The 21,395-nt window shown below is 64.4% G+C and carries 17 protein-coding genes; 5 read left to right on the plus strand and 12 right to left on the minus strand.

Annotated elements, in window-relative coordinates; all coding sequences use genetic code 11:
* Positions 1-74 precede the first annotated feature (74 nt).
* Entirely contained in the window at positions 75-1,109 is a 1,035-nt protein-coding gene (locus J2Y63_RS26285; RefSeq protein WP_435268484.1) for a TAXI family TRAP transporter solute-binding subunit, read from the minus strand.
* A 44-nt stretch (positions 1,110-1,153) separates the two neighbouring features.
* Positions 1,154-2,350, minus strand: a complete 1,197-nt coding sequence (locus J2Y63_RS26290) for a hypothetical protein (protein WP_435268485.1) — start codon at positions 2,348-2,350, stop codon at positions 1,154-1,156.
* A gap of 155 nt (positions 2,351-2,505) precedes the next feature.
* Here J2Y63_RS26290 and hspQ point away from each other — a divergent pair, with 155 nt between their 5' ends.
* The gene (hspQ, locus tag J2Y63_RS26295) at positions 2,506-2,838 is read left to right on the plus strand and encodes a heat shock protein HspQ (RefSeq protein WP_256115932.1); all 333 of its coding nucleotides are present in this window, start codon (positions 2,506-2,508) and stop codon (positions 2,836-2,838) included.
* Positions 2,839-2,914: 76 nt separating this feature from the next.
* Here hspQ and J2Y63_RS26300 read toward each other — a convergent pair whose 3' ends face one another.
* Positions 2,915-3,541 carry an invasion associated locus B family protein gene (locus J2Y63_RS26300; RefSeq protein WP_256115933.1) on the minus strand — a complete coding sequence of 209 codons (627 nt, stop codon included), beginning with the start codon at positions 3,539-3,541 and terminating at the stop codon, positions 2,915-2,917.
* Positions 3,542-3,844: 303 nt separating this feature from the next.
* On the opposite strand from J2Y63_RS26300, the gene J2Y63_RS26305 reads away from it, so the two are divergent.
* Both J2Y63_RS26305 and J2Y63_RS26310 read left to right on the plus strand, forming a co-directional pair.
* Positions 3,845-5,641 carry an extracellular solute-binding protein gene (locus J2Y63_RS26305; RefSeq protein ID WP_435268507.1) on the plus strand — a complete coding sequence of 599 codons (1,797 nt, stop codon included), beginning with the start codon at positions 3,845-3,847 and terminating at the stop codon, positions 5,639-5,641.
* A gap of 155 nt (positions 5,642-5,796) precedes the next feature.
* Positions 5,797-6,468 carry a DsbA family oxidoreductase gene (locus J2Y63_RS26310; RefSeq protein WP_435268486.1) on the plus strand — a complete coding sequence of 224 codons (672 nt, stop codon included), beginning with the start codon at positions 5,797-5,799 and terminating at the stop codon, positions 6,466-6,468.
* A 3-nt stretch (positions 6,469-6,471) separates the two neighbouring features.
* Here J2Y63_RS26310 and mfd read toward each other — a convergent pair whose 3' ends face one another.
* Complete coding sequence (gene mfd / locus J2Y63_RS26315; RefSeq protein ID WP_435268487.1) at positions 6,472-9,975, minus strand: transcription-repair coupling factor; 3,504 nt, start codon at positions 9,973-9,975, stop codon at positions 6,472-6,474.
* Positions 9,972-10,280, minus strand: coding sequence for a succinate dehydrogenase assembly factor 2 (locus J2Y63_RS26320; protein ID WP_256115936.1), 309 nt, complete (start codon positions 10,278-10,280; stop codon positions 9,972-9,974). Before J2Y63_RS26320 ends, mfd begins: the two co-directional genes overlap by 4 nt.
* 108 nt (positions 10,281-10,388) lie before the next feature.
* Between J2Y63_RS26320 and recG the strand changes: the two genes are divergently transcribed.
* A complete protein-coding gene (recG, locus tag J2Y63_RS26325; protein WP_435268488.1) occupies positions 10,389-12,494 on the plus strand; it encodes an ATP-dependent DNA helicase RecG in 2,106 nt (701 codons plus the stop codon).
* Positions 12,495-12,569: 75 nt separating this feature from the next.
* The gene (locus J2Y63_RS26330; protein WP_256115938.1) at positions 12,570-12,785 is read left to right on the plus strand and encodes a hypothetical protein; all 216 of its coding nucleotides are present in this window, start codon (positions 12,570-12,572) and stop codon (positions 12,783-12,785) included.
* Positions 12,786-12,888: 103 nt separating this feature from the next.
* Here J2Y63_RS26330 and J2Y63_RS26335 read toward each other — a convergent pair whose 3' ends face one another.
* The 7 genes from J2Y63_RS26335 to J2Y63_RS26365 form a co-directional block, all read right to left on the minus strand.
* Positions 12,889-14,331 carry a M20 family metallopeptidase gene (locus J2Y63_RS26335; protein ID WP_435268489.1) on the minus strand — a complete coding sequence of 481 codons (1,443 nt, stop codon included), beginning with the start codon at positions 14,329-14,331 and terminating at the stop codon, positions 12,889-12,891.
* Between the two features lie 131 nt (positions 14,332-14,462).
* Positions 14,463-16,007 (minus strand): ABC transporter substrate-binding protein, encoded by a 1,545-nt coding sequence (locus J2Y63_RS26340; protein WP_435268490.1) that lies wholly within the window; start codon positions 16,005-16,007, stop codon positions 14,463-14,465.
* Between the two features lie 26 nt (positions 16,008-16,033).
* Positions 16,034-16,888 carry a serine hydrolase gene (locus tag J2Y63_RS26345; RefSeq protein WP_435268491.1) on the minus strand — a complete coding sequence of 285 codons (855 nt, stop codon included), beginning with the start codon at positions 16,886-16,888 and terminating at the stop codon, positions 16,034-16,036.
* Positions 16,889-16,901: 13 nt separating this feature from the next.
* The gene (locus J2Y63_RS26350) at positions 16,902-18,530 is read right to left on the minus strand and encodes an ABC transporter ATP-binding protein (protein ID WP_435268492.1); all 1,629 of its coding nucleotides are present in this window, start codon (positions 18,528-18,530) and stop codon (positions 16,902-16,904) included.
* Complete coding sequence (locus J2Y63_RS26355) at positions 18,527-19,345, minus strand: ABC transporter permease (protein ID WP_435268493.1); 819 nt, start codon at positions 19,343-19,345, stop codon at positions 18,527-18,529. Before J2Y63_RS26355 ends, J2Y63_RS26350 begins: the two co-directional genes overlap by 4 nt.
* On the minus strand, positions 19,342-20,286 hold the full coding sequence (locus J2Y63_RS26360; RefSeq protein ID WP_435268494.1) for an ABC transporter permease: 945 nt from the start codon (positions 20,284-20,286) through the stop codon (positions 19,342-19,344). Before J2Y63_RS26360 ends, J2Y63_RS26355 begins: the two co-directional genes overlap by 4 nt.
* Before the next feature lie 177 nt (positions 20,287-20,463).
* Entirely contained in the window at positions 20,464-21,369 is a 906-nt protein-coding gene (locus tag J2Y63_RS26365; RefSeq protein WP_256115945.1) for a LysR family transcriptional regulator, read from the minus strand.
* Positions 21,370-21,395: the final 26 nt, after the last annotated feature.

Below are 21,395 nucleotides of genomic sequence, written 5' to 3' on the forward strand. Positions count from 1 at the left end.
TCCTCGGACGGGAGGGTTTTCAAATGAAAAACCCGGCCATTGGCCGGGTTTTTTGTTGCCGTATCGTCGAAAAATTACGGCTGAAGCCGCTGCTTGAGCAGGTTGAGATACTCTTCGTTGCTGTCGTCGCCGCCGCTTGTGGAGGTTGCGGCACCCGCCTTGCAGGCGGGCTTGTAGTCGAGCGCCATACCGGCCTTGACGCAGACGCCGACCTGCCAGCCCGGCGGCAGCGCCGTCAGGTCCACCGTCTTCCATTTCGGGTGGCCGGTCGTCTTCAGCTTGTCGAGCCCGGAAACGATCAGGTTGGAGAAATCCGCCACCGTCTTGCAGCTATCGCGGTGATAGGCGTTGCGCTTGGTGTCGTAGTCATAGGTCATCATCACGGCCTTGACCGCGATCAGGTCGACCGGTTGGTCCTGGAAGGCATAGGTGCCGGCATCGATGCGCGAGGGCGTGTAGGTCGCCAGCAGCGGCGCCTCGGTGATCGGCACGAGATGGAATTTCGCCTTGTCGATCGTGTTGCCGGAGAAGAGCGAAGCGGGGGCGCCCGCCACATAGAAGAAGGCGTCGATTTCGCCGGAAAGCAGCTTTGGCAGCGCCTCCTCCGGGTTGATGTCCATGCGCTGGCCGGCCTTCACCTGCAAGATGTCCATGATCAGCGTGGCAGTGAGGAAGGTGCCGGAATCCTTCTTGCCGACGGCGACCTTCCGGCCGGCAAGATCCTTCATGCTGCCGATATCCTTGCGGGCGAGCACATGGATCTCCTCATTATAAAGCGGGAACATGATGCGCACGCCCTTTACCGCCTTCTGCACCTCGGGGTCGTTCGCCTCGAAGGTTTTCAGGTATTCGAGCACGTCGCTCTGCACGATGCCGAACTGCGTGTTGCGGCGGTTGCGCACGCCCACGAAATTTTCCAGCGAGCCGGCGCTTTCCACGACATTGAGCTTCAGGCCGCATTCGGCGCCGAGGGCTGCGATGTCGCGACCGACCTTGATATAGGTGCCCTGCGCGCCGCCGGTCATGATGTTGCGCTCGAATTCCTGTGCCGAGGCCCCGCCAACAAAAAGTGCAAGGCCAAGGGCTGCCGCCAGAACGGATCGCTTCATCGAAAATCTCCTTCCCAAATCCGACGGTCGCGCCGCCGCATGAATTAGCAATCGCTGTCGAGGTCACGCATCAGGTTGCGCAGCGCCAGCACCGGCACGCGCTTCAGGGCGCTGTCGAGCGCCTTGGTCACGCATTCGCCGGAGACCAGCGTTTGTTCGAGCTGTTCGCGCTGGGTGCTGCTCAGGCGGTCGAGGCCGGGCGTGTTGTCGATCGCCAGCGCGACCAGCACGGCGCTGCGCGGATTGCGCACCTGCGTCGGCTTCTTGTTGTCGAGCACCGGCTTGTCGCCACCGTCGTCCGGCTTGCCCGGAACGGTGACCGAGCGCGCGGCAGTCTCAAGCGCGCTGATCCGCGAGGTCAGGGATGCGTTGCCCGCCTTGAGCGCCGCGATCTCCTTGTCTTTCCGGGCAATTTCGTCGCGCAGCGCCGGCAGGTCGGTCGTCTCGATCGCATCCTTGGCACGCTGCGCCGCTTCGAGTTCACGGCGAAGCGCTGCTTCGGCCTCCTGGCGTTGCGCCTCGGCGCTCTTCGTCGTGTTTTGCTCGCTGCGGGCCTCGGCCAGCGCCTTCTCCAGCCGGGCAACCTCGTCGCGCAGCGCCGGCAGGTCGGTGGTCTGGATCGTGTCCTTGGCGCGCTGCGCCTCTTCGAGTTCACGACGGAGCGCCGCTTCGGCCTCCTGGCGTTGCGCCTCGGCACCTTGCGTCGTGCTCTGCTGGCTGCGGGCCTCGGCCAACGCTTTTTCAAGCCGGGCGATATCGTCCCTGCGCAGCGAAAGCTGGCGATCGCGATCGCGGACCGTTTCCTCCGCGCGCTTCTTCAACGCCTCGGCATCGGCGACGAGCTGAGAGGCCAATTCCAGCTGGTTCTTGAGTTCGGGCACTTCCTGGTTCAGCCGCACGTTTTCAGCCAGGGCCGCGGCGGCATCGGATGTGCCGGAATTCTTGCGCAGGGTCTCGATCTGGCGCTTGAGGCTGCCATTCTCCTCAGTGAGCGCCTGCGCCTTCTGGCTGCTGTCCTCGACCTGGGCGACGCGGGCATCGAGTTCCCGGGCGAGGTCGCTGATGCGCTGGTCGCGCTGTTCGATTTCGTTCGTGGGAACGGCGCCGTCCATCATCCGGAACGCGCCGTAGCCGCCGGCCGCTCCCAATGCCAGGCTCACCACCGAGGCAAACAGGATGCCGCCTATGCCGCCGCCGCTTGCCGCCGTTCCGCCACTGCTCCTGCCCCACTGATTGTTCATGCCATCCGACCCGCCTGAGACGTTGACTTTCGAGGTACGCTGAAACGGCTGGAGGCGCAAGCGCCGCAAGCCTCTGCATGAAGGACGTATGACGAGGTCTAACTATTGATGTTTTGGCGTAATTACCCAAATATGGGAAGAAAGGTAGGTACGCCATGAAGATGCGTAACGCAAAATTTGCCATCGGCGATATCGTCCGCCACCGGGTCTTCCCCTTCCGTGGCGTGATCTTCGATGTCGACCCCGAATTCGCCAACACCGAAGAGTGGTGGAACGCTATTCCGGCTGAAATACGCCCGTCGCGCGATCAGCCCTTCTATCACCTGTTCGCGGAGAACGAGGATACGGAATACGTCGCCTATGTCTCCGAGCAGAACCTCGTGCCGGACGAAAGCGGCAAGCCGATCCGCCACCCGCAGGTCCGCGCGCTGATGGACGTGGAACAGGGGCATTATCGCTGGAAAGAGGAAAGCGGCATCTTCCACTAGCCGCTTGCGACCAGCATGAAAGCAATAAAAAACCCGGCCATTGGCCGGGTTTTTCGTGTCTGGTGAAGCGAAACGCTTACTGGCTCTTGGCAGCCTTCTGGGCGTCTTCGAGCTTCTTGCGGGCTTCCTCGGCCTTCTTCTGCATTTCTTCCTGTAGCAGGCGCTGGCGCTCTTCGAGCTGCGACTGTTCGATCGGCTCGCCGTCGAACACGCCGGTGAAGCCTTCGAGCGAGATCTTGATCGGGTTCGGCGCGCGCTGGAAGTTGACCGAGGTCAGGACCAGTTCGCCGCCCTTCTTGAGGCTGGCGATCATCTGGTCCGTCAGCGGCACTTCGGCGACGCACTTGTCGGGCATGCAGATGGCGTAGTCGAGCTTGAGGCCCTTGCCGCCGTCGATCTGCATCTGGACACCCGGGATCACCAGGCGCGCGCTCGGCACGGAGACCTGCATGATCTTGCGGTTCGTCTTGCCGGCGACCGTGATGAGGCCGACGGCCGTGATGAGCTGACCGCTATTGGCCGTCAGCAGGTTCTGTACGATGCAGACGTCGTTGTCTTCCTGCTTGGTGCAGACCTTGAACCAGCCCTTCGGCGGCAGGGCCTGCTGCTGCGCAAGCGATGCGGACGGCACAGCCGCCACGGCAACGGAAGCAGCAAAGGCGGAAAGCACGGTCCGCTTGATGAGGTGCGATGTGAAGATCATAACGATTTCGGTCTCCTGAAAATCCGGTGCCGGAGCGAAAAAGCCCCTCCTGGACCCGTCGTGGGTCACTCTCGGGCGATTTGGTCAGCCGTGCGCTCTCCTGTCGGCGAATTGAGGCATTTGCATGACCCGCTTCGGGGAACCCTGTTACAATGGGCGGCGCCGGATATCCAGCTTTTCTTGCGAAAATCCTGCCTGCTTTCGATTTACAGCACCCGCCACGCTGCCGTCCCCATTTGCAGGAGTATAATGGGCGAGAATCATCCGTATCGCAACGAGGAGACACCCTTGCGACCACTCCTGATGGCCCTTGCGGCCTCGCTGCTCGGCCTCACCGCGCCCCTCGGCCACGCCGCCCCCCTGCACGGCATCGCCATGCACGGCGACCCGGCCCTTCCCCCGGACTACAAGCATTTCAGCTATGTCAATCCGGACGTGAAGAAGGGCGGGCGCATCGCCTATGGCGTCGTCGGCACCTTCGACAGCCTGAACCCCTTCATTCTCAAGAGCATGCGCACGACGGCGCGCGGCATGTGGGATCCGGAATTCGGCAATCTCGTCTACGAATCGCTGATGGTGCGCTCGCGCGACGAGGCCTTCACCATGTATGGCCTGCTCGCCGAAAGCGTGGAATGGGACGACGACCGGAGCTTCATCGAATTCCACATCAACCCGAAGGCGCGTTGGGCGGATGGTCAGCCGGTCACCCCCGAGGACGTGATCTTCACCTTCGAGCTCATGCGCGACAAGGGCCGCGCGCCGTTCAGCATCCGCCTGAATACGGTGGAGAAGCTGGAAAAAACCGGCGAGCATAGCGTCCGCTTCACCTTCAACGACAAGGGTGATCGCGAGGCGCCCCTGCTGATCGCCTTCTCGCCGATCCTGCCGAAGCACGCGATCGACGTGGAGACGTTCGACCGGTCGTCGCTCGCTCTACCGCTCGGCTCCGGCCCCTACAAGGTCAAGGCTGTAAAACCGGGCGAACGCATCGTCTATGAGCGGGATCAGAGCTATTGGGGCAAGGACATCCCCTCCAAGGTCGGCTTCGACAATTACGACGAGATCTCCGTCGAGTATTTCCTGCAGGACAATTCGCTGTTCGAGGCCTTCAAGAAGGGTGTGATCGACGTCTACCAGGAAGGCAACCCGACGAAGTGGGCGCGCGGCTACGATTTTCCCGCCGTGCAGTCCGGCACGGTCATCAAGGACGCCGTGAAATCGAAGCTTCCGCCCGTCATGTTCGGCTTTGTCTTCAACACGCGCAGGCCCGTCTTCCAGAACGCGGAACTGCGCAAGGCGCTCTCGCTCGCCTTCGATTTCGAATGGGTCAACCGCACCCTGTTTGAAAACGCCTACACGCGCACGGAAAGTTTCTGGCAAAACTCCGAGCTGTCGTCGCTCAATGTGCCGATCGATGCGCGCGAGCGTGAGATCATCGGCGAGGCGGCGAGCCGAATCGATCCCGCCGTGCTCGCCGGAACCTACCGATTGCCGGTAACCGACGGCTCGGGCCGCGACCGCGCGGTGCTCCGCCAGGCGATGGACCATTTCAAGAAGGCGGGCTATTCGATCCAGAACGGCCGCATGGTCGGCGCGTCCGGCGAGCCGCTCGCCTTTGAAATCATGACGCAGAACGCCGACCAGGAGAAGCTCGCGCTCGCCTACCAGCGCTTCCTGGCGGCCCTCGGCGTGCGCGTCAGCCTCCGGACCGTCGACGATTCGCAGTACCAGAGCCGCAGTCAGACCTTCGACTACGACGTCATCATGAAGGCGTTCCTGTCGTCCTTGTCGCCCGGTCTCGAACAGGTGCGGCGTTGGGGCACGGATGCGCGCGATCGCGAGGGCAGCGAGAATTTCGCCGGTGTCGCAGACCCCGACCTCGACCGTGTCATGACCGCAATCCTCTCCGCCCGCTCGGCGGAGGATTTCCGCTCGGCCGTTCGCCTGCAGGACAGGATGCTGCTTTCCGGCAACTATATCGTTCCGCTCTATCACCTCAGCGAGCAATGGATCGCCCGCAACAAGCACATAGGGCGGCCGGAGATGACGCCGCTCTGGGGCTTCCAGCTTCCCGCATGGTGGGACGAGAGGGCGCAATAAAGAGGGTATCCCCAGAATTGGGGTTACCTCGAGGTAACCAGTTGAAAGCCGTGGCCGGTAAGCTTATCTCGGCGGTAACGTTGAAGTGACGGCGCAATGCCTTGAAAGGATTGCGTCGCAGCCGGAAGCTTCCGGCGTCTCGAAAGGAAACCCGGATGGAAGCGATCACGATCGACGTCGTCTCTGACGTCGTCTGCCCCTGGTGCTACCTCGGCAAGAAACGGCTCGAACAGGCGATCGAGAACGTCAAGGACGAGCTTGCCGTCGCCGTGACGTTCCGTCCCTACCAGCTCAATCCGGACCTGCCGCCCGAAGGCGTCGACCACAAGAAGCATCTCGCCGAAAAGCTCGGCGGGATCGACGCCGTCGACCGTGCGCACCAGATGCTGACGGACCTCGGCCATGCGGCCGGCATCGACTTCGATTTCCCCGCGGTGAAGATCAGCCCGAACACGCTCGACGCGCACCGACTGCTGCGCTGGGCGATGATCGAAGGCCCGCTCGTGCAGGAGCGCGCGGCGATCGCGCTCTTCAAGGCCTATTTCGAGGAAGGCCGCAATGTCGGCGACCGCGCCGTGCTGCTCGATATTGCCGAAGCCTCCGGCATGGACCGCGCGGTGGTGACCGCCCTGTTTTCCGCCGGCGCCGACGTCGATTCCGTCAAGGAAGAGATCGGCATGGCGCGCGACATGGGCGTCACCGGCGTGCCCTGCTTCATCATCGACAACAAATATGCCGTGATGGGCGCGCAGTCCCCCGACGTGCTGGTCAATGCCTTCCGCGAGATCGCGACGATGAAGGCGCAGGAGCGCAACGGCGCGGCGTAAGCCTTATTTCGCCAAGCCGGCAAGCTGCGTCATCACCTGAGCGGCGCCCGTCAGCCGCTTTTCCGGGGTCGGATAGTCGCGGGCAAGGAAAACGCTGTGGTCCGGCCGGATTTTCGCGAGCGTGCCCTGCTTCGCGATGTAGCCGACTAGGGCTGCCGGGTTGGGGAACTGCTTGTTGCGGAACTGCACGACGACACCCTTCGGGCCGGCATCCAGCTTCTCGACATTCGCCGTGCGGCAGAGCGACTTGATGTAGACGATCTTCAGCAGATGCTGCACCTCGATCGGCAGCGGACCGAAGCGGTCGATGAGTTCTGCGCCGAAGGCATCGATATCGCCGAGTTCGTTGATCTCGCCGAGACGGCGATAGAGGCCGAGGCGCAGATGCAGGTCCGGCACGTAATCGTCCGGGATCATGACCGGCGTGCCGACGGAAATCTGCGGCGACCAGCCGCTGTCCGCCACTTCCTCATCGCCCTTGATCTCGGCCACCGCCTCTTCCAGCATCTGCTGGTAGAGCTCGAAACCGACCTCCTTGATATGGCCGGACTGTTCCTCGCCGAGCAGGTTGCCGGCGCCGCGGATGTCGAGGTCGTGGCTCGCAAGCTGGAAGCCGGCGCCGAGCGTATCGAGCGATTGCAGCACCTTGAGACGGCGTTCCGCCATCCCCGTCAGAGTACGGTTGACCGGCAGCGTCAGAAGCGCGAAGGCGCGCACCTTCGAGCGGCCGACACGGCCGCGCAGCTGGTAGAGCTGGGCGAGGCCGAACATGTCGGCGCGGTGGATGATCATCGTGTTCGCCGTCGGCACGTCGAGACCGGATTCGACGATGGTCGTCGAGAGCAGCACGTCGTAGCGGCCCTCGTAGAAGGCGTTCATGATGTCTTCGAGCTCGGTGGCCGGCATCTGGCCATGCGCGACGGCGACCTTTAGCTCGGGCACGTCCTGGCGCAGGAAATCGTGGATTTCCGAAAGGTCGCTGAGCCGCGGGCAGACGTAAAAACTCTGGCCGCCGCGATAGTGCTCGCGCATCAGCGTCTCGCGGATCACTAAGGGATCGAAGGGCGAGATGAAGGTGCGCACGGCCATGCGGTCGACCGGCGGCGTGGTGATCAGCGAGAGTTCGCGCACACCCGTCATGGCGAGCTGCAAGGTGCGCGGGATCGGCGTCGCCGAGAGCGTCAGCACATGCACGTCGCTCTTCAGCTCCTTCAGCCGCTCCTTGTGCTTCACACCGAAATGCTGCTCCTCGTCGATGATCAGCAGGCCAAGATTGGCGAATTTGATCGACGAGCCAAGCAGCGCATGGGTGCCGACGACGATATCCGTCTTGCCCTCGGTCAGCTCCTTCTTCGTCAGCGCCAGTTCCTTCGAGCCGACAAGGCGGGAAGCCTGCTGCACGCGGATCGGCAGGCCGCGGAAACGGTCCGAAAACGTCTTGAAATGCTGGCGGGACAGCAGCGTGGTCGGCACGACGACCGCGACCTGCACACCGTTCATCGCCGCGATGAAGGCGGCGCGCAGCGCCACCTCCGTCTTGCCGAAGCCGACGTCGCCGCAGACGAGGCGGTCCATCGGCCGGCCGGCGCCGAGGTCCTCGCGCACCGCGTCGATGGCGCTCGCCTGGTCGTCGGTCTCGTCATAGGGGAAGCGGGCGGCGAATTCGTCATAGACGCCCTCGGGCGCCGCCAGCACCGGCGCATGGCGCACGAGGCGCGCGGCGGCGATCTGGATGAGGCCGTTCGCCATGTCGAGCAGGCGTTTTTTCAGCTTGGCCTTGCGCGCCTGCCAGGCGACGCCGCCGAGCTTGTCGAGCATCGCATCGCTGCCCTCGCCGCCGTAGCGGGAGAGCAGGTCGATGTTTTCGACCGGCAGGAAGAGCTTTGCCTCATCCGCATAAACCAGTTCGAGGCAGGCATGCGGCGCGCCGGCCGCCTCGATAGTGCGCAGGCCGACGAAACGGCCAATGCCGTGTTCGGCATGCACGACGATCGAGCCTTCGTCGAGCCCGGCAACCTCGGTGATGAAATCCGCGCCGCGCTTGCGCCGTTTCGAGCGCCGCACCATGCGGTCGCCCAGAATGTCCTGCTCGCCGATGACGACGATGTCGCCGGTCTCGAAACCGCTTTCCAGGCTGAGAACGGCAGACCCCGCCTCGCCCGGCTTCAGCTTGCCGAGATCCGCAAATTTCTCGACCGGCACGACATTGCCGAGGCCGTGTTCGGAAAGCACCTGCAACAGGCGGTCGAGCGAACCTTCCGACCAGCCCGTCACCAGCACCTTCGCGCCGGACGCCCGCTTGTCGGCGATATGTTTCATCGCCTGGTCGAAGACGTTGACGCGCTCGCCCTCGGCATCCTCACTGCCCGATGGCCGCGCCCAGCGCATGCCCGGCCGCGCCACAATGCTCTCGACGTGGCGCGCCTCGCCCTCGTGTTCGTTGAAGGGCGACAGGCGGATGGCGTTGCGCGCGTCGAGTTCCTGCGCAAAACGCTCACCATCAAGATAGAGCTGGCCCGGCGGCACCGGCTTGTAGGGCGTCGCCTGCGCCACCTGCCCCTTGCCGGGCGTCGCGGATGCCATGCGGGCATCGTAATAATCCCGCACCAGGCGCGCGCGCTCGATGGCCGATTCCCGCACCGTATGGTCCGTGACGATGCGAAACCCTTGCAGGTAGTCGAAGGCCGTTTCCAGCCCGTCGTAGAACAGCGCCAGCCAGTGCTCCATGCCTGGATAACGCCGGCCCTCGGAGACCGCCTGGTACAGCGCGTCGTCGCGCGTCGCAGCACCGAAGGCCGCGAGATAATGCTTGCGGAAATGCGAGATCGTCTCCGGCGTCAGCGTCACCTCGCTCATGGGGTTGAGGCTGAGGCTGCGCGCCTGGCCGGTCGTGCGCTGGCTGGCCGGGTCAAAGGAGCGGATGCTCTCCAGCGTATCGCCGAAGAAATCGAGGCGCAGCGGCTCGCCGCTGCCCGGCACGAAAACATCGAGGATGCCGCCGCGCACGGCATATTCGCCCACCTCGCGCACCGTCGCGACGCGCTCGAAGCCGTTGCGCTCCAGCCGGGCGGCGACGTCGTCCATGCGAATCTGGTTGCCGGGCTTGGCCGAGAAGGCGAGGCTCTCGATGACGTCGCGCGGCGCCGTCTTCTGCAGCATGGCGTTGACGGTGACGAGCACGATCGCCGGATGCGGCATCTTCTGGTGGGCGATCAGCGCCGACAGCGCGGACAGTCTTCGCGCGGACACTTCGGCGCTCGGCGAGACGCGGTCATAGGGCAGACAGTCCCAGCCGGGCAGCGTCAGCACCGGAATATCGGGCGCGACGAAGCCGAGCATCTGTTCGAGATCGGGAATGCGCTGGCCGTCCGACAACACGAAGGCGATCGGGCCGGTCTTGCGGGCAAGGTCGGCCAGGATCAGCGGCTCGATGCCCGACGGCACGGCGCCGATCGTCAGCGGACGGCCGGCCGCCGCGATGCGTTCTGGGGAAAAACCGGGGATCATGCGCGGTCGTCTTTGAAGAGCGGCGAAAAATCGGGGCGATAGGCGGCGATGCGCGGGAAGAGGCCGTCGCGAAACGCGTCGGGCACCGGCTTTTCGCCGGTCACCCATTTCACGAGGTCGTTGTCCTCCTCGGCCATGATGCGCTCCAGCTCGTCGAGCTCGGCCTCGTCGAGGGTCTCGATCTCCGCATCGGCGAAGCTGCCGAGCACCAGGTCCATCTCGCGGATGCCGCGGTGCCAGCAGCGAAACAGGATGCGCTTGCGGCGCGGGTCGATCTCGGCGCTCGAGCGTGTCGTTCCCGTCATGATCGTCCTGCCTTTTCCAACAACCTCAACCATCCGGCGCTTCTATAGACCGGCAAAAGCCACTTGTCAGCCTTGCCAAAGCGTCCTTCTCCGGCGATTTTGCCGGTCATGCGCCCCGCCCTGCTCGATCCGCTCTTCGCACCCCTCTCCTCGCTTCCCGGCATCGGCCCGAAGCTCGGGGACCTGTTCGCGCGCCTGCTGAACCATGAGAGCATCGAGGATTGCCGGGTCATCGACCTCGTCTTCCACTTTCCGCACTCGATCGTCGACCGGCGCAACCAGCCGGGCATCGCCCATGCGCAGCCGGGCGTCATCGTCACGATCACCGGCGAGGTCGACCGCCACCAGCCGCCACCGCCCGGCAAATCGACCCAGCCCTACCGCGTCTTCCTGCATGACGAGACCGGCGAACTGGCGCTGACCTTCTTCCGGGTCAAAGGCAACTGGCTGGAGAAGGCGCTGCCGGTGGACGAGACCGTCGTGGTCAGCGGCAAGGTCGACTGGTTCAACGGCCGCGCGTCGATGGTGCATCCCGACTACATGGTCCGGCTCGGCGAGGCGGACAACCTGCCGCTGGTCGAGCCGGTGCATGGGCTGACCGCCGGGCTCACGTCGCGGGTGCTGCGCAAGGTCGTCGAGGCGGCGATCGCGCGGGTGCCGCACCTGCCGGAATGGATCGAGGCGACTCTGTTGCAGCGGCAGGATTTCCCCTCCGCCTTCGATGCCTTCCACCGCCTGCACGATCCGCGCGACGAGACGGACCTCGATCCGCAAGCCCCGGCCCGCCGCCGGCTTGCCTATGACGAGTTCCTGGCGGGCCAGATTTCGCTCGCCCTGGTGCGCCAGCGCCTGCGCAAGGTCGCCGGCCGGCCCGTCGTTGCGACCGGAAAGCTCAGCCGCCCGGTCATCGACGCCCTGCCCTTTTCGCTGACCAACAGCCAGCAGGCGGCAATCGCCGAGGTGCTGAAGGACATGACCGCCGAACAGCGCATGCTGCGGTTGCTGCAAGGTGACGTCGGCGCGGGCAAGACCGCCGTGGCGCTGATGGCGATGCTGGCGGCGGTCGAATCCGGCGGACAGGCGGTGCTGATGGCGCCGACGGAAATCCTCGCCCGGCAGCATTTTGCGACGCTCTCGCGCATGGCGGCGCCGGCGGGCGTCACCATTGATGTCCTGACCGGCCGCACGAAGGGACGCGAGCGCGAAGCGATTCTCGACCGCATCGCATCCGGCGAAACGCAGATCGTCATCGGCACCCACGCGCTGTTCCAGGACAATGTCGCCTACAAGGACCTCGTGCTCGCCGTCGTCGACGAGCAGCACCGGTTCGGCGTGCACCAGCGCCTGCGGCTGACGGCGAAGGGCATCTCGCCGCATATGCTGGTGATGACGGCGACGCCGATCCCGCGCACGCTGGTGCTCGCCGCCTTCGGCGATATGGACGTCTCGAAGCTCACGGAAAAGCCGGCCGGCCGCAAGCCGATTCAGACCGTCGTGGTGGCGCAGGAGCGCGTTGGCGAGATCGTCGAGCGCCTGCGCGCCGCCCTTGCCGAGGGCAAGAAGGCCTATTGGATCTGCCCGCTGGTGGAAGAATCGGAAGAAAGCGACCTGATGTCCGTCGAGGAGCGGCACGCGACGCTTGCCAGCGTCTTCGGCGACGCGGCGGGGCTCGTGCATGGGCGGATGAGCGGGCCGGAGAAGGATGCCGCCATGCTCGCCTTCAAGAGCGGCGAGACGCGGCTGCTGGTCGCGACGACGGTGGTGGAGGTCGGTGTGGACGTGCCGGATGCGTCCATCATGGTGATCGAGCACGCCGAACGATTCGGCCTCGCCCAGCTTCACCAGCTGCGCGGGCGCGTCGGGCGCGGCGAGGAAGCATCGAGCTGCATCCTGCTCTACAAGGGGCCGCTCAGCGAAAACGGCCGGGCGCGGCTGTCCATCCTGCGCGAGACTGAAGACGGGTTTCGCATCGCCGAGGAGGATTTGAAGCTGCGCGGCGAAGGCGAACTCTTGGGCACTCGCCAGTCCGGCACGCCGGGTTTCTTGGTGGCGAGCCTCGAAGCGCATGGCGACCTGCTGGAGATCGCCCGCAAGGACGCCGCCTATATGCTGGAGCGCGATCCGGAGCTGACGGGCGAACGCGGCGAAGCGATCCGCACGCTGCTCTATCTCTACCGCCGCGACGAGGCGATCCGGTTCCTCAGGGCCGGGTGACCACAAAATCGTGATTTCGCCGATATCGCGCGTGAAGGCATACTGGCTGTGCACCAGCGAAGAAGGAGAAATGCCATGAAGACAGTTCTCGTAGTCGCAGCAGCGTTTGGCCTTTCGGCATCCGCCGCCTTTGCGGATTGCGCCTATCACACCAAGGGCTCGGCCGAAGCGGACGTCGACAGGACGATCACGACGGCAAGCGTCAACACCACCGAAAAACAATCCCGCCTGCCGGCAGAAGCCGATGCGCTGATTCTGGAAGACCAGAAAGACGCGACCGCCGCGAAATAAGGTCGTCCATGACCTGTGCGCATGATCGCGCTGGGTCAGGAGAATTCGACCAGCGCCAAGGCGAGGATGCGCGTCAGCCAACTCGCCTTGGCATTCCGGTTGCCTAATGGCCGGCGCCCGGCATCACCTCCGGCGGGATAGGGCAGACATAGGGTCGGCCGTCCGTCTTTTCCGCCCATTCCGTCTTTGCGGCAGCCAGCAATTGCGGCGACGTCAGCAATGAAAATCCGGTCGTGGCCAGCACCTTGGCGGCATGCGCCATTGCCTTGTGGGCGGCCGGACTCTTGCCCTGCGCCACCACCTGCCAGGTATGCGGGTTGGTGCCAATCGCCCAGGCTGGCGTCCAGCACTGCGCTGTCGGCGTGACCCAGCTGACATCGCCGACATCGGTCGAGCCGGCGCGGAAATGCGACTGGCCTTCGAATTCCCGCAGCCCGAGATGCAGCGGCGTCGAACCATCGATCTTCGCATTGGAAAAGACATCGCCCTTGATCTGGTAGAGGCGAAGGCTGCTCCGGATCGCCTCGTCCGTGAAAGTCTGCTGGATCGAGCGCGCGAAGGAAAGGTCGGCTTCATCGAAGGCGATCGGGCCGAGCGCCACCATGTTCTCGTGCATGGCGGTTTCCAGCGTGATGTTGGGCAGGAGATTGGTGGATGCCGTATCGAATACGGTCTCCACCCGGGTCTCCGTCATCATGGCAGCCCCCTGCGCCACCTTCTCCACACGCGCCGCCAGATCGAGCGCCAGGCGCATTTCCGGCGCGCGGATGAGATACAGCACCTCGGCCTGTGCCTGCACGACATTCGCCGCCCGCCCGCCGGTATCGGTGATGGCATAGTGCACGCGGCAATCCTGCGGCATGTGTTCGCGCAGGAAATTGACGCCGACATTCATCAGCTCGACGGCATCAAGCGCGGACCGGCCGAGATGCGCGGCGTTCGCGGCATGGGCGGCGATGCCTTTGAAACGATAGTAATATTCGAGCACGGCGAGATTGTTGGTCGAGCGAACGCCGTTGAAGGGTGCGGGATGCCAGGTCAACGCCGCATCGACATCCGCAAACAGCCCCGCGCGCACCATGAAGGTCTTGCCGGAGCCGCCCTCCTCGCCGGGGCAGCCGTAGTAGCGCACCGTGCCCGGCAGGCCGCTGTCCTTCAGGTGCCGCGAGAGCGCGATGGCCGCCATCAGCGAACCGACGCCGAGCAGATTGTGACCGCAGCCATGGCCGGTGCCGCCCGAGGCAAGCGGCCGCGGCTCGGCGAGGCCCGCGGCCTGGCTCATCCCGGCCAGCGCATCGAACTCGCCGAGAAAGGCGATGACGGGCTTGCCGCTGCCGAACTCCCCGATGAACGCCGTGTCCATGCCCGCCACGCCGCGCCGCACGGCAAAGCCGTTGTCTTCGAGAGCCTCCGCCAGCAGCGCCGAAGACCGCCGCTCTTCGAATTTCAGCTCGGCATGATCCCAGATGCTGTCGCTCAACGCCGCGAAATCCGGCCTCATGCTGTCGATTGCCGCGGCAATCTTCGTCAGGGCGTCGCTGTCCATGGCATGTCCTCGTTTATGCTTGCAGGCCCTCGAAGGGCGCAGAAATCCCGCCGGCGTCGTGTCGCCGGGGTCGATGTTGATCGATGATGGAAAAGCCGCGCCGGGGTCCGCTGCCGGCGCGGCATCGGGGCTCAGTCCTCGACGGACACTTCCCAAAGGCGTGTGTTGGACTGCCAGACGGGCTGGCCCTTTAGCTTCTTCGTGGCGCCCCAGACGTCGACCATGTCATAGAGGAAGATGCCGGGCATTTCCTTGAGCATCAGTTCATGAAACTCGTCGAAGATCTTCTGGCGCTTGGCAGAATCGGCTTCGACATAGGCGGCCTTCATCAGTTCGACAGCCTTGGGGTCGTCCCACATCAGCGAGGCGTTCTTGTCCTTGTCGCCGACATAGAAGGCGTACATCAGCGCCGGGTCGAGGCGCGGCGCGACCGACTGCGAGATCACCTGGTAGTTGCCGGAACGGCGGCGGTCGACCTGCGTCGCGTAATCGAGCACCTCGATCTCCACGTTGAGGCCGATCTGCTGCATCATCGCCTGCGCCATGACGGCGACCGGGAAGCTCGGCACGTTGCCGCGCTTGTTGGCGATGATCGAGATCGGCTCGCCGTTATAGCCCGCATCCGCCAGTTCCTTCTTGGCGGCTTCGAGGTCGTAGGGCAGACGCTTCTTCTGGATATCGTCGAAATAGACGGAGTCCTGCGAGACCATAGAACCGTTCGCCTCGCCGGTGCCGTTGGAGGCGGCCGCGACGAGTTCGTCGAGATCGAGCGCCATCGCCATGGCGCGACGCACGCCGGGCTTGCTCAGCACCTTGTCGCGGGTCTGGATGTAGAACAGGTTCTTGCCGTTGTTGCGCGAGACGATGAGCTGCGTCTTGTCGCTCGACTTGAATTCCGGAATAAGGTCCGGCGAAATTTCAGCCGTGTCGAGAACGCCCGACTGAAGGCCGGCCTTCACCGTCGAGGCGTCCGGAATGACCATGAACTTGATGCCATCGGCAAGCGGCCGCTTGGAGCCGACCATGCCATCCGGCTTTCCATCATTTTCCGGCGACACATAATCCGCGAACTTGGCGAGGTGGATGTACTCGCCCTTCTTCCACTGGTCCCACTGGAACGGGCCGGTGCCGATCGGCTTGTCGAAGCTGCCATCGGCGGCAAGCGAATCGGGCGAGATCATGCCGGTATAGCCGCATTCCGGGCGCGACATCAGGCCGAGGAAAACGGCCGAGGGTTTGGCGAGCGTGATCGCGACCGTCGACGCATCGACCGCCTTGACGCCGGTGACGGCGGCGGCACCGCCTTCGGCGAAATCGGACAGGCAGGTCCATTTCGTTTCCGGTTTGAGGTAGCGCGTCCAGTTCCACACCACGTCGTCCGCCGTCAACGGCTTGCCGTTGTGGAACTTCACGTCGGTGCGCAGCTTGAACGTATAGGTGAGGCCGTCCGCCGACGTCTCGAAGCTCTTGGCGAGCAGCGGCTTGACTTCGCCGCTGTTGTTATAGCCGACGAGCCCCTCGACGATGTGCAGGATCACGCCGTCGGTGTTGCCGTCGCGGTTGACGCCGGGATTGTTGCTGCGCAGGTCGGAGCTCTGCGCGACGGTGATGTCGCGCGCGGCGGCGGCATGGGCCAAGGCAAGCAGGGCGGTGCCTGCCAGAAGAAGCGTTTTCATTGTTCTACCCTCTTTTCTCTTGTTGATCATTGGGGCTGGAATTCATCCCAGCAGGCGCGCGAGAGCCTGCCGATGGTTTCCAGCGATATCGTGTAGCCCGGCGTGCCGTCGGGCATGGCCTGCGGCACTTCATCGGTGAAGGCGCAGAGGATGTAGAAAGGGTTTCCGTCGCGATAGACGATGCCGCAGTTCATGCGGCCGCGCTTGCCCGTGCCGCCCTTGTGGGCGACGACCGCGCCGAAAGGCAGCCGGGAGGGGATCGCGTAGCGCAGGATCTGGTTCTTCAGGGTTTGCAGCGCATAGGCACACAGCGCCTGCGAGCATCCCAACAGACGGGAACTCTCCTCCGACGCCTGTCCGTCGAGGATCGCCTGCAACAGGAATGCCTGGTCGCGTGCGGTCGTGGTGGTGACGGAGGCCAGCGCGTGATCCGGCGAGAGCGCAAGCGGCGGAATGAGGAAGCGGTGATGCGTGCCGGCCATGCCGATCGCCTTGCAATAGCCGTCGACCTCTTCCAGCGTCAGCCGCTCGAACACCATCTTGGTGCAGACATTGTCGCTCAGCACCATCATGCCGGTGATGGCGTCGCGCAGTGAAATGACGATGCCGGGCGTCAGGTAGCGGAACATGCCGCTCGCCACCTCCTCGGCATAGCGCGCCTCGTAGGTGATCTTTTCGTCGAGATCGAGCCGGCCATCCTCGGCCGCCTTCAGCGCCGCCATCATGATCGATGTCTTGCGGGTGCTGGCGGACGGCGTCTCCTCGTCGGCGCCACGCTCATAGGTCTCGCCCGTCAGGAGGTTGCGCGCCAGGAAGCGCGTCACGAAGGGCTGGGCGTCGCAAATGGCGGTGAGCCGTTCGGCCGCGCCTCCAGAATTCATCAGCCTGTCCACGTCAGTTCTCCAGGCGCCATTTGAGGGACACGCCGCCCCGCGCGTTTTGGTCGAGGGCGGGAATGGCCGAGAGGAGACGGCGCGTATAGGCCTCCTTCGGGCTGTCGAAAATCGTGTCGCGGTCGCCCTCTTCGATGATGCGGCCGTCCTGCATCACGACGACGCGGTCGGCGACCTGCTCGACGACACCGAGATCGTGGCTGATGAACAGGCACGAGAAGCCGTAGCGTTTTTGCAGGTCGGAGAAGAGCGCGAGCACCTGCGCCCGCACCGTCACGTCGAGCGCGGAGACCGGCTCGTCGGCGATCAGGAAGCGCGGACGACGCGCAATAGCGCGAGCGATCGCCACGCGCTGGCGCTGGCCGCCGGAGAGTTCATGCGGGTAGCGGCTGGCATAATCGGCATTGAGGCCGACCTCCTCCAGCGTCTCCAGCGCGCGTTTGCGTTTTGCGGCTGCATCGAGGCCCGGCACCAGCCGCAACGCCTCCTCGACCAGCGCCAGGATCGTCATGCGCGGATCGAGCGAGGAATAGGGATCCTGGAACACCATCTGGCAGTTGAGGCGGTAATCCTGCCAGTCCTCGTCGCGCGAGCGGCCCTGGAACTGGATGCGGCCGCCGCTTTCCTTCACCAGTCCGGCAATGGTGCGGCCAAGCGTGGTCTTGCCGGAGCCCGAACCGCCTACGAGCGCCACAACCTCGCCTTCGTGGATGTCGATGCTGACGCCATGCAGCGCCCGCTTGGCCGCGGCTTTCTTCAGAAGCGACTTGCGGCCGGCATAATCGACGACGATGTCGCGGGCCGAAACCATCGGAGCCTTCGCCGTGTCGATCGACCGCGGTTCGCCGCGGAACGGCAGCGAGGAGAGCAGTTTCTTCGTATAGGGATGCTGCGGCGCCTCCAGCAGGTCTTCGGTACGCCCCTGCTCGACGATCGCGCCCTTTTCCATCACGACGATGCGGCTCGTGTAACGCGCCACCATCGGCAGGTCGTGGCTGATCAGCAGGACGGCTGTGCCTTCGGCGCGCGTCAGTTCGACCATCAGTTCCATGACGTCGCGCTGGATGACCGCATCGAGCGCCGTGGTCGGCTCGTCCGCGATCAGCAGAGCAGGCTTCAGCAGCATGACGGAGGCCAGCATGATGCGCTGGCGCATGCCGCCGGAGAACTCGTGCGGATAGGAGGCGAGCGCGCCTTCCGGATCGCGGATGCCGACCCGGCGTAGCATCTCCAGGATTCGCGCACGGCGTTCATCCGGCGACAGTCTCGTGTGCAGGATCAGGCCCTCCTCGAGCTGGCGGCCGATCGTCATGGACGGGTTGAGCGACGTCATCGGCTCCTGGAAGACGACGCCGACTTCGGCGCCGCGCAGGCGCCGCAAATCCCTGTCCTTCATCGTCAGCATGTCGCGGCCCTTGTAGCGGACCGCTCCGCCGACGACCTTGATGGCCGGGGGCAGCAGCGAGATGATCGCGCGCGTCGCGAGCGTCTTGCCCGATCCACTTTCGCCGACGATGCCGAAGATTTCACCGGCGGCGATGTCGAAGGAGATGTCGTTGACCACCTTGTGGCCGGACCGGGCGACCTTCAGCGTGAGGCCGCGAACCGTCAGAAGCGTGTCCACCGTCATTTCAGACCTCTCATGCGCGGGTCGAGCCTGTCGCGAAGGGCATCGCCCAGAAGATTGATGCCGAGCAGCGTCAGGGCGATGCAGAGGCCGGGAAACAGGCCGAGCCAGACGGCTTGCTCGATGAACGGCCGGCCGGCGGCCAGCATGTTGCCCCAGGTGGGTGCCGGCGGCGGTACGCCGAGGCCGAGGAAGGAGAGCGCGCTTTCAGAGAGGATCGCCCAGCCGAACATCGAGGTCGCAAGCACGGTGATCGGCGCCAGGCAATTCGGCAGAATGTGGCGGAACATCGTGAAGAGCTCGCCATTGCCCATCACCCGCGAGGCCTCGACGAATTCGCGTTCGCGCAGCGATAGTACCGCGCCGCGCACCACGCGGGCCATGGAGGGCGTATAGGCGATGCCGAGCGCGAAAATGATGCCGTATTGGTTGGCGCCGAAGACGGCGAGCAGGCCGAGTGCCAGCAGGATGCCTGGAAAGGCCAGCAGCGCATTGTTGACCGCCATGATGACGCCATCCACCCAGCCGCGGGCATAGCCGCTGACGAGGCCGATGAGCGTGCCGCAGATCGTCGCGAAACCGACGGTCAGCACCCCGATCCACACGCTGGCGCGCGCGCCGATCATCAGGCGGCTGAGCACGTCGCGGCCGAACTCGTCGGTGCCGAGCAGGTGCGCGTCGCTCGGCGCGGCAAGCCTTGCCGTAAAGGACAGCTTCATCGGATCGAACGGCGTCCAGACGAGGCCGATGGCGGCGGTGATGAGCAGGACGGCGATCAGCGTGCCGCCGATGAGCCCGTTGAGAGAGACCTTTTTCATTCGGCAACAACCCGCGGATCGAAGAGGGGGTACAGCAGGTCGACGACGAGGTTGACGAGCACGTAGGACAGCGACACGAAGAGCAGGCAGCCCTGGATGACCGGGTAATCGCGGGCGAAGATGCTATCGACCATCAGCCGGCCGAGGCCCGGAATGGTGAACACCGTCTCGATGACGGCGATGCCACCGAGAAGATTGCCGAGGATCAGGCCGATCATCGTCCAGGTTGGGCCGAAGGCGTTCTTGAACGCATGCCGCCACAGCACAGCGCTTTCGGAAAGTCCCTTGGCGCGGGCATGGGTAATATAATCGAGGCGCAGCACTTCCAGCGTCGAGGCGCGCGCCATGCGGATCAGCACGCCCATTTCGTGGATGACCAGCGTCATCACCGGCAGCACGAGATAGAGCAAGCCGCCGACGACGTTGTCGCCGATCGAGACGTAGCCGAGCACCGGAAGCCAGCCGAGCTTGAGGCCGAAGAACAGCAGCAGAAGAAGACCGAGCCAGAAGGTCGGGATCGACAGAAGCACGGTCGCCGTGCCGACCAGCGCCAGGTCCGTCAAACTGTTCTGGCGCCAGGCGGCGATCACGCCGGCCGGCACGGCGATGAGGCTCGCGAGCAGCACGGCGACCACGACGATCTCGGCGCTGACGAGGAAGCGCGAGACCACCAGCGGCAGCACCGCCTCGTCGTTGACGATCGACCGGCCGAAATCGCCATGCAGGACGTTGCCGGCCCAGATCAGGAACTGCTGCGGCATCGACTTGTCGAGGCCGAGTTCGACGCGCATGGCCGCGATCTGGTCGGGCTGCGCCATATCGCCGAGCATGAGGGCTGCGGGATCACCGGGAATGAAGCGGATCAGCGCGAAGACCGCGATCGATACAAGCACGATTGTCGGAAGCGCCATCACAAGGCGATTGAGGATAAAACGTAACATGGGTTCCCCACGATTGGCGGCCGGACTTGCATCCGCCGTCATCGGTTTCGTTGCCTAAGACTATGAGGGAATGAGAAAAGACGCGCAATATTATGCGTTTTCGTCATATGTTTATGCAGACTTTGGAAGGAACGCCGGCGGGGAAAACCTCAGCGCCGAAAGGTCATGCGATTGATTTCACTCGCCTCTTTGGGAGAGCTGGATCTGTCTCTTCAAGGCATCGCTCAGCCCTTGCGCCGCGATGGACAGCGGCACGCCGTCCGCACGCGCCAGGCCGAATTCCTGCGTCGCCGTCGGTATGAAGGGTCGTTGCACGAGGTTCAGGTGCCGGTAGAGATTCGCATAGAAGCTGCTGATGATCGTGATGCCCAGCCCATGCGCGACGTAGGAGCAGGCCGAGCTGTTGGTGTGGGTCTCGATCTTCACCATCTGCTTCACCCCTGCCCGCTTGAAGGCCTGGTCGAGCGCCATGCGGTTCGGTCTCTGCTTGCCGATCAGGATCAGCGGCACGTTCTTGAGGTGCTTGATGGTGATTTCATCAAGCTCGGCGAGCGGGTGGTCCTTCGGAAGGACGCAGACGCTCTGGCCGCTCGCAACCTTGTCGACCACGATGCCTGGCCCCGTTTCGCCCTCCATGCGCAGGAAGCCGAGGTCGATGACCCGGTCGCCGACCAGCTTGCTGATCAGTGTCGTCGTCTCGAAGAAGGTCTCGATGCGCACGCCCGGAAAGTCGCGCACATAGTCGATCAGCATGGCGGGCGCAAAGTTCTCCCACATGCTGCTCGGCAGCGCGATGCGGACGATTTCCGGGCCGGAGGCGCCGCTGCGCAGGTCTTCGGCGTGGCCGGACATGCGCTCGACGGCGAGCAGCACGTTTTCCGCATCGCGCCCGAGCACCACCGCCTCCGGTGTCGGAATCAGCCGCCCCTTGTCGCGGGCAAAAAGCGTGATGGCGAGATCGCTTTCGAGCTGTTGCAGCATACGGCTCACGCCCGACTGGCTGAGGCCCATGGCCTTGGCGGTCGCAATCGTCGAGCCGGTCGCGAGCAGCGTGCGCAGGACTTCGAGCAAGCGGATGTTCATGGCGACGGCACCTTCGGCTTGTGCAT

Source organism: Shinella sp. BE166 (genome assembly GCF_051201095.1).
Classification (GTDB): domain Bacteria; phylum Pseudomonadota; class Alphaproteobacteria; order Rhizobiales; family Rhizobiaceae; genus Shinella; species Shinella lacus.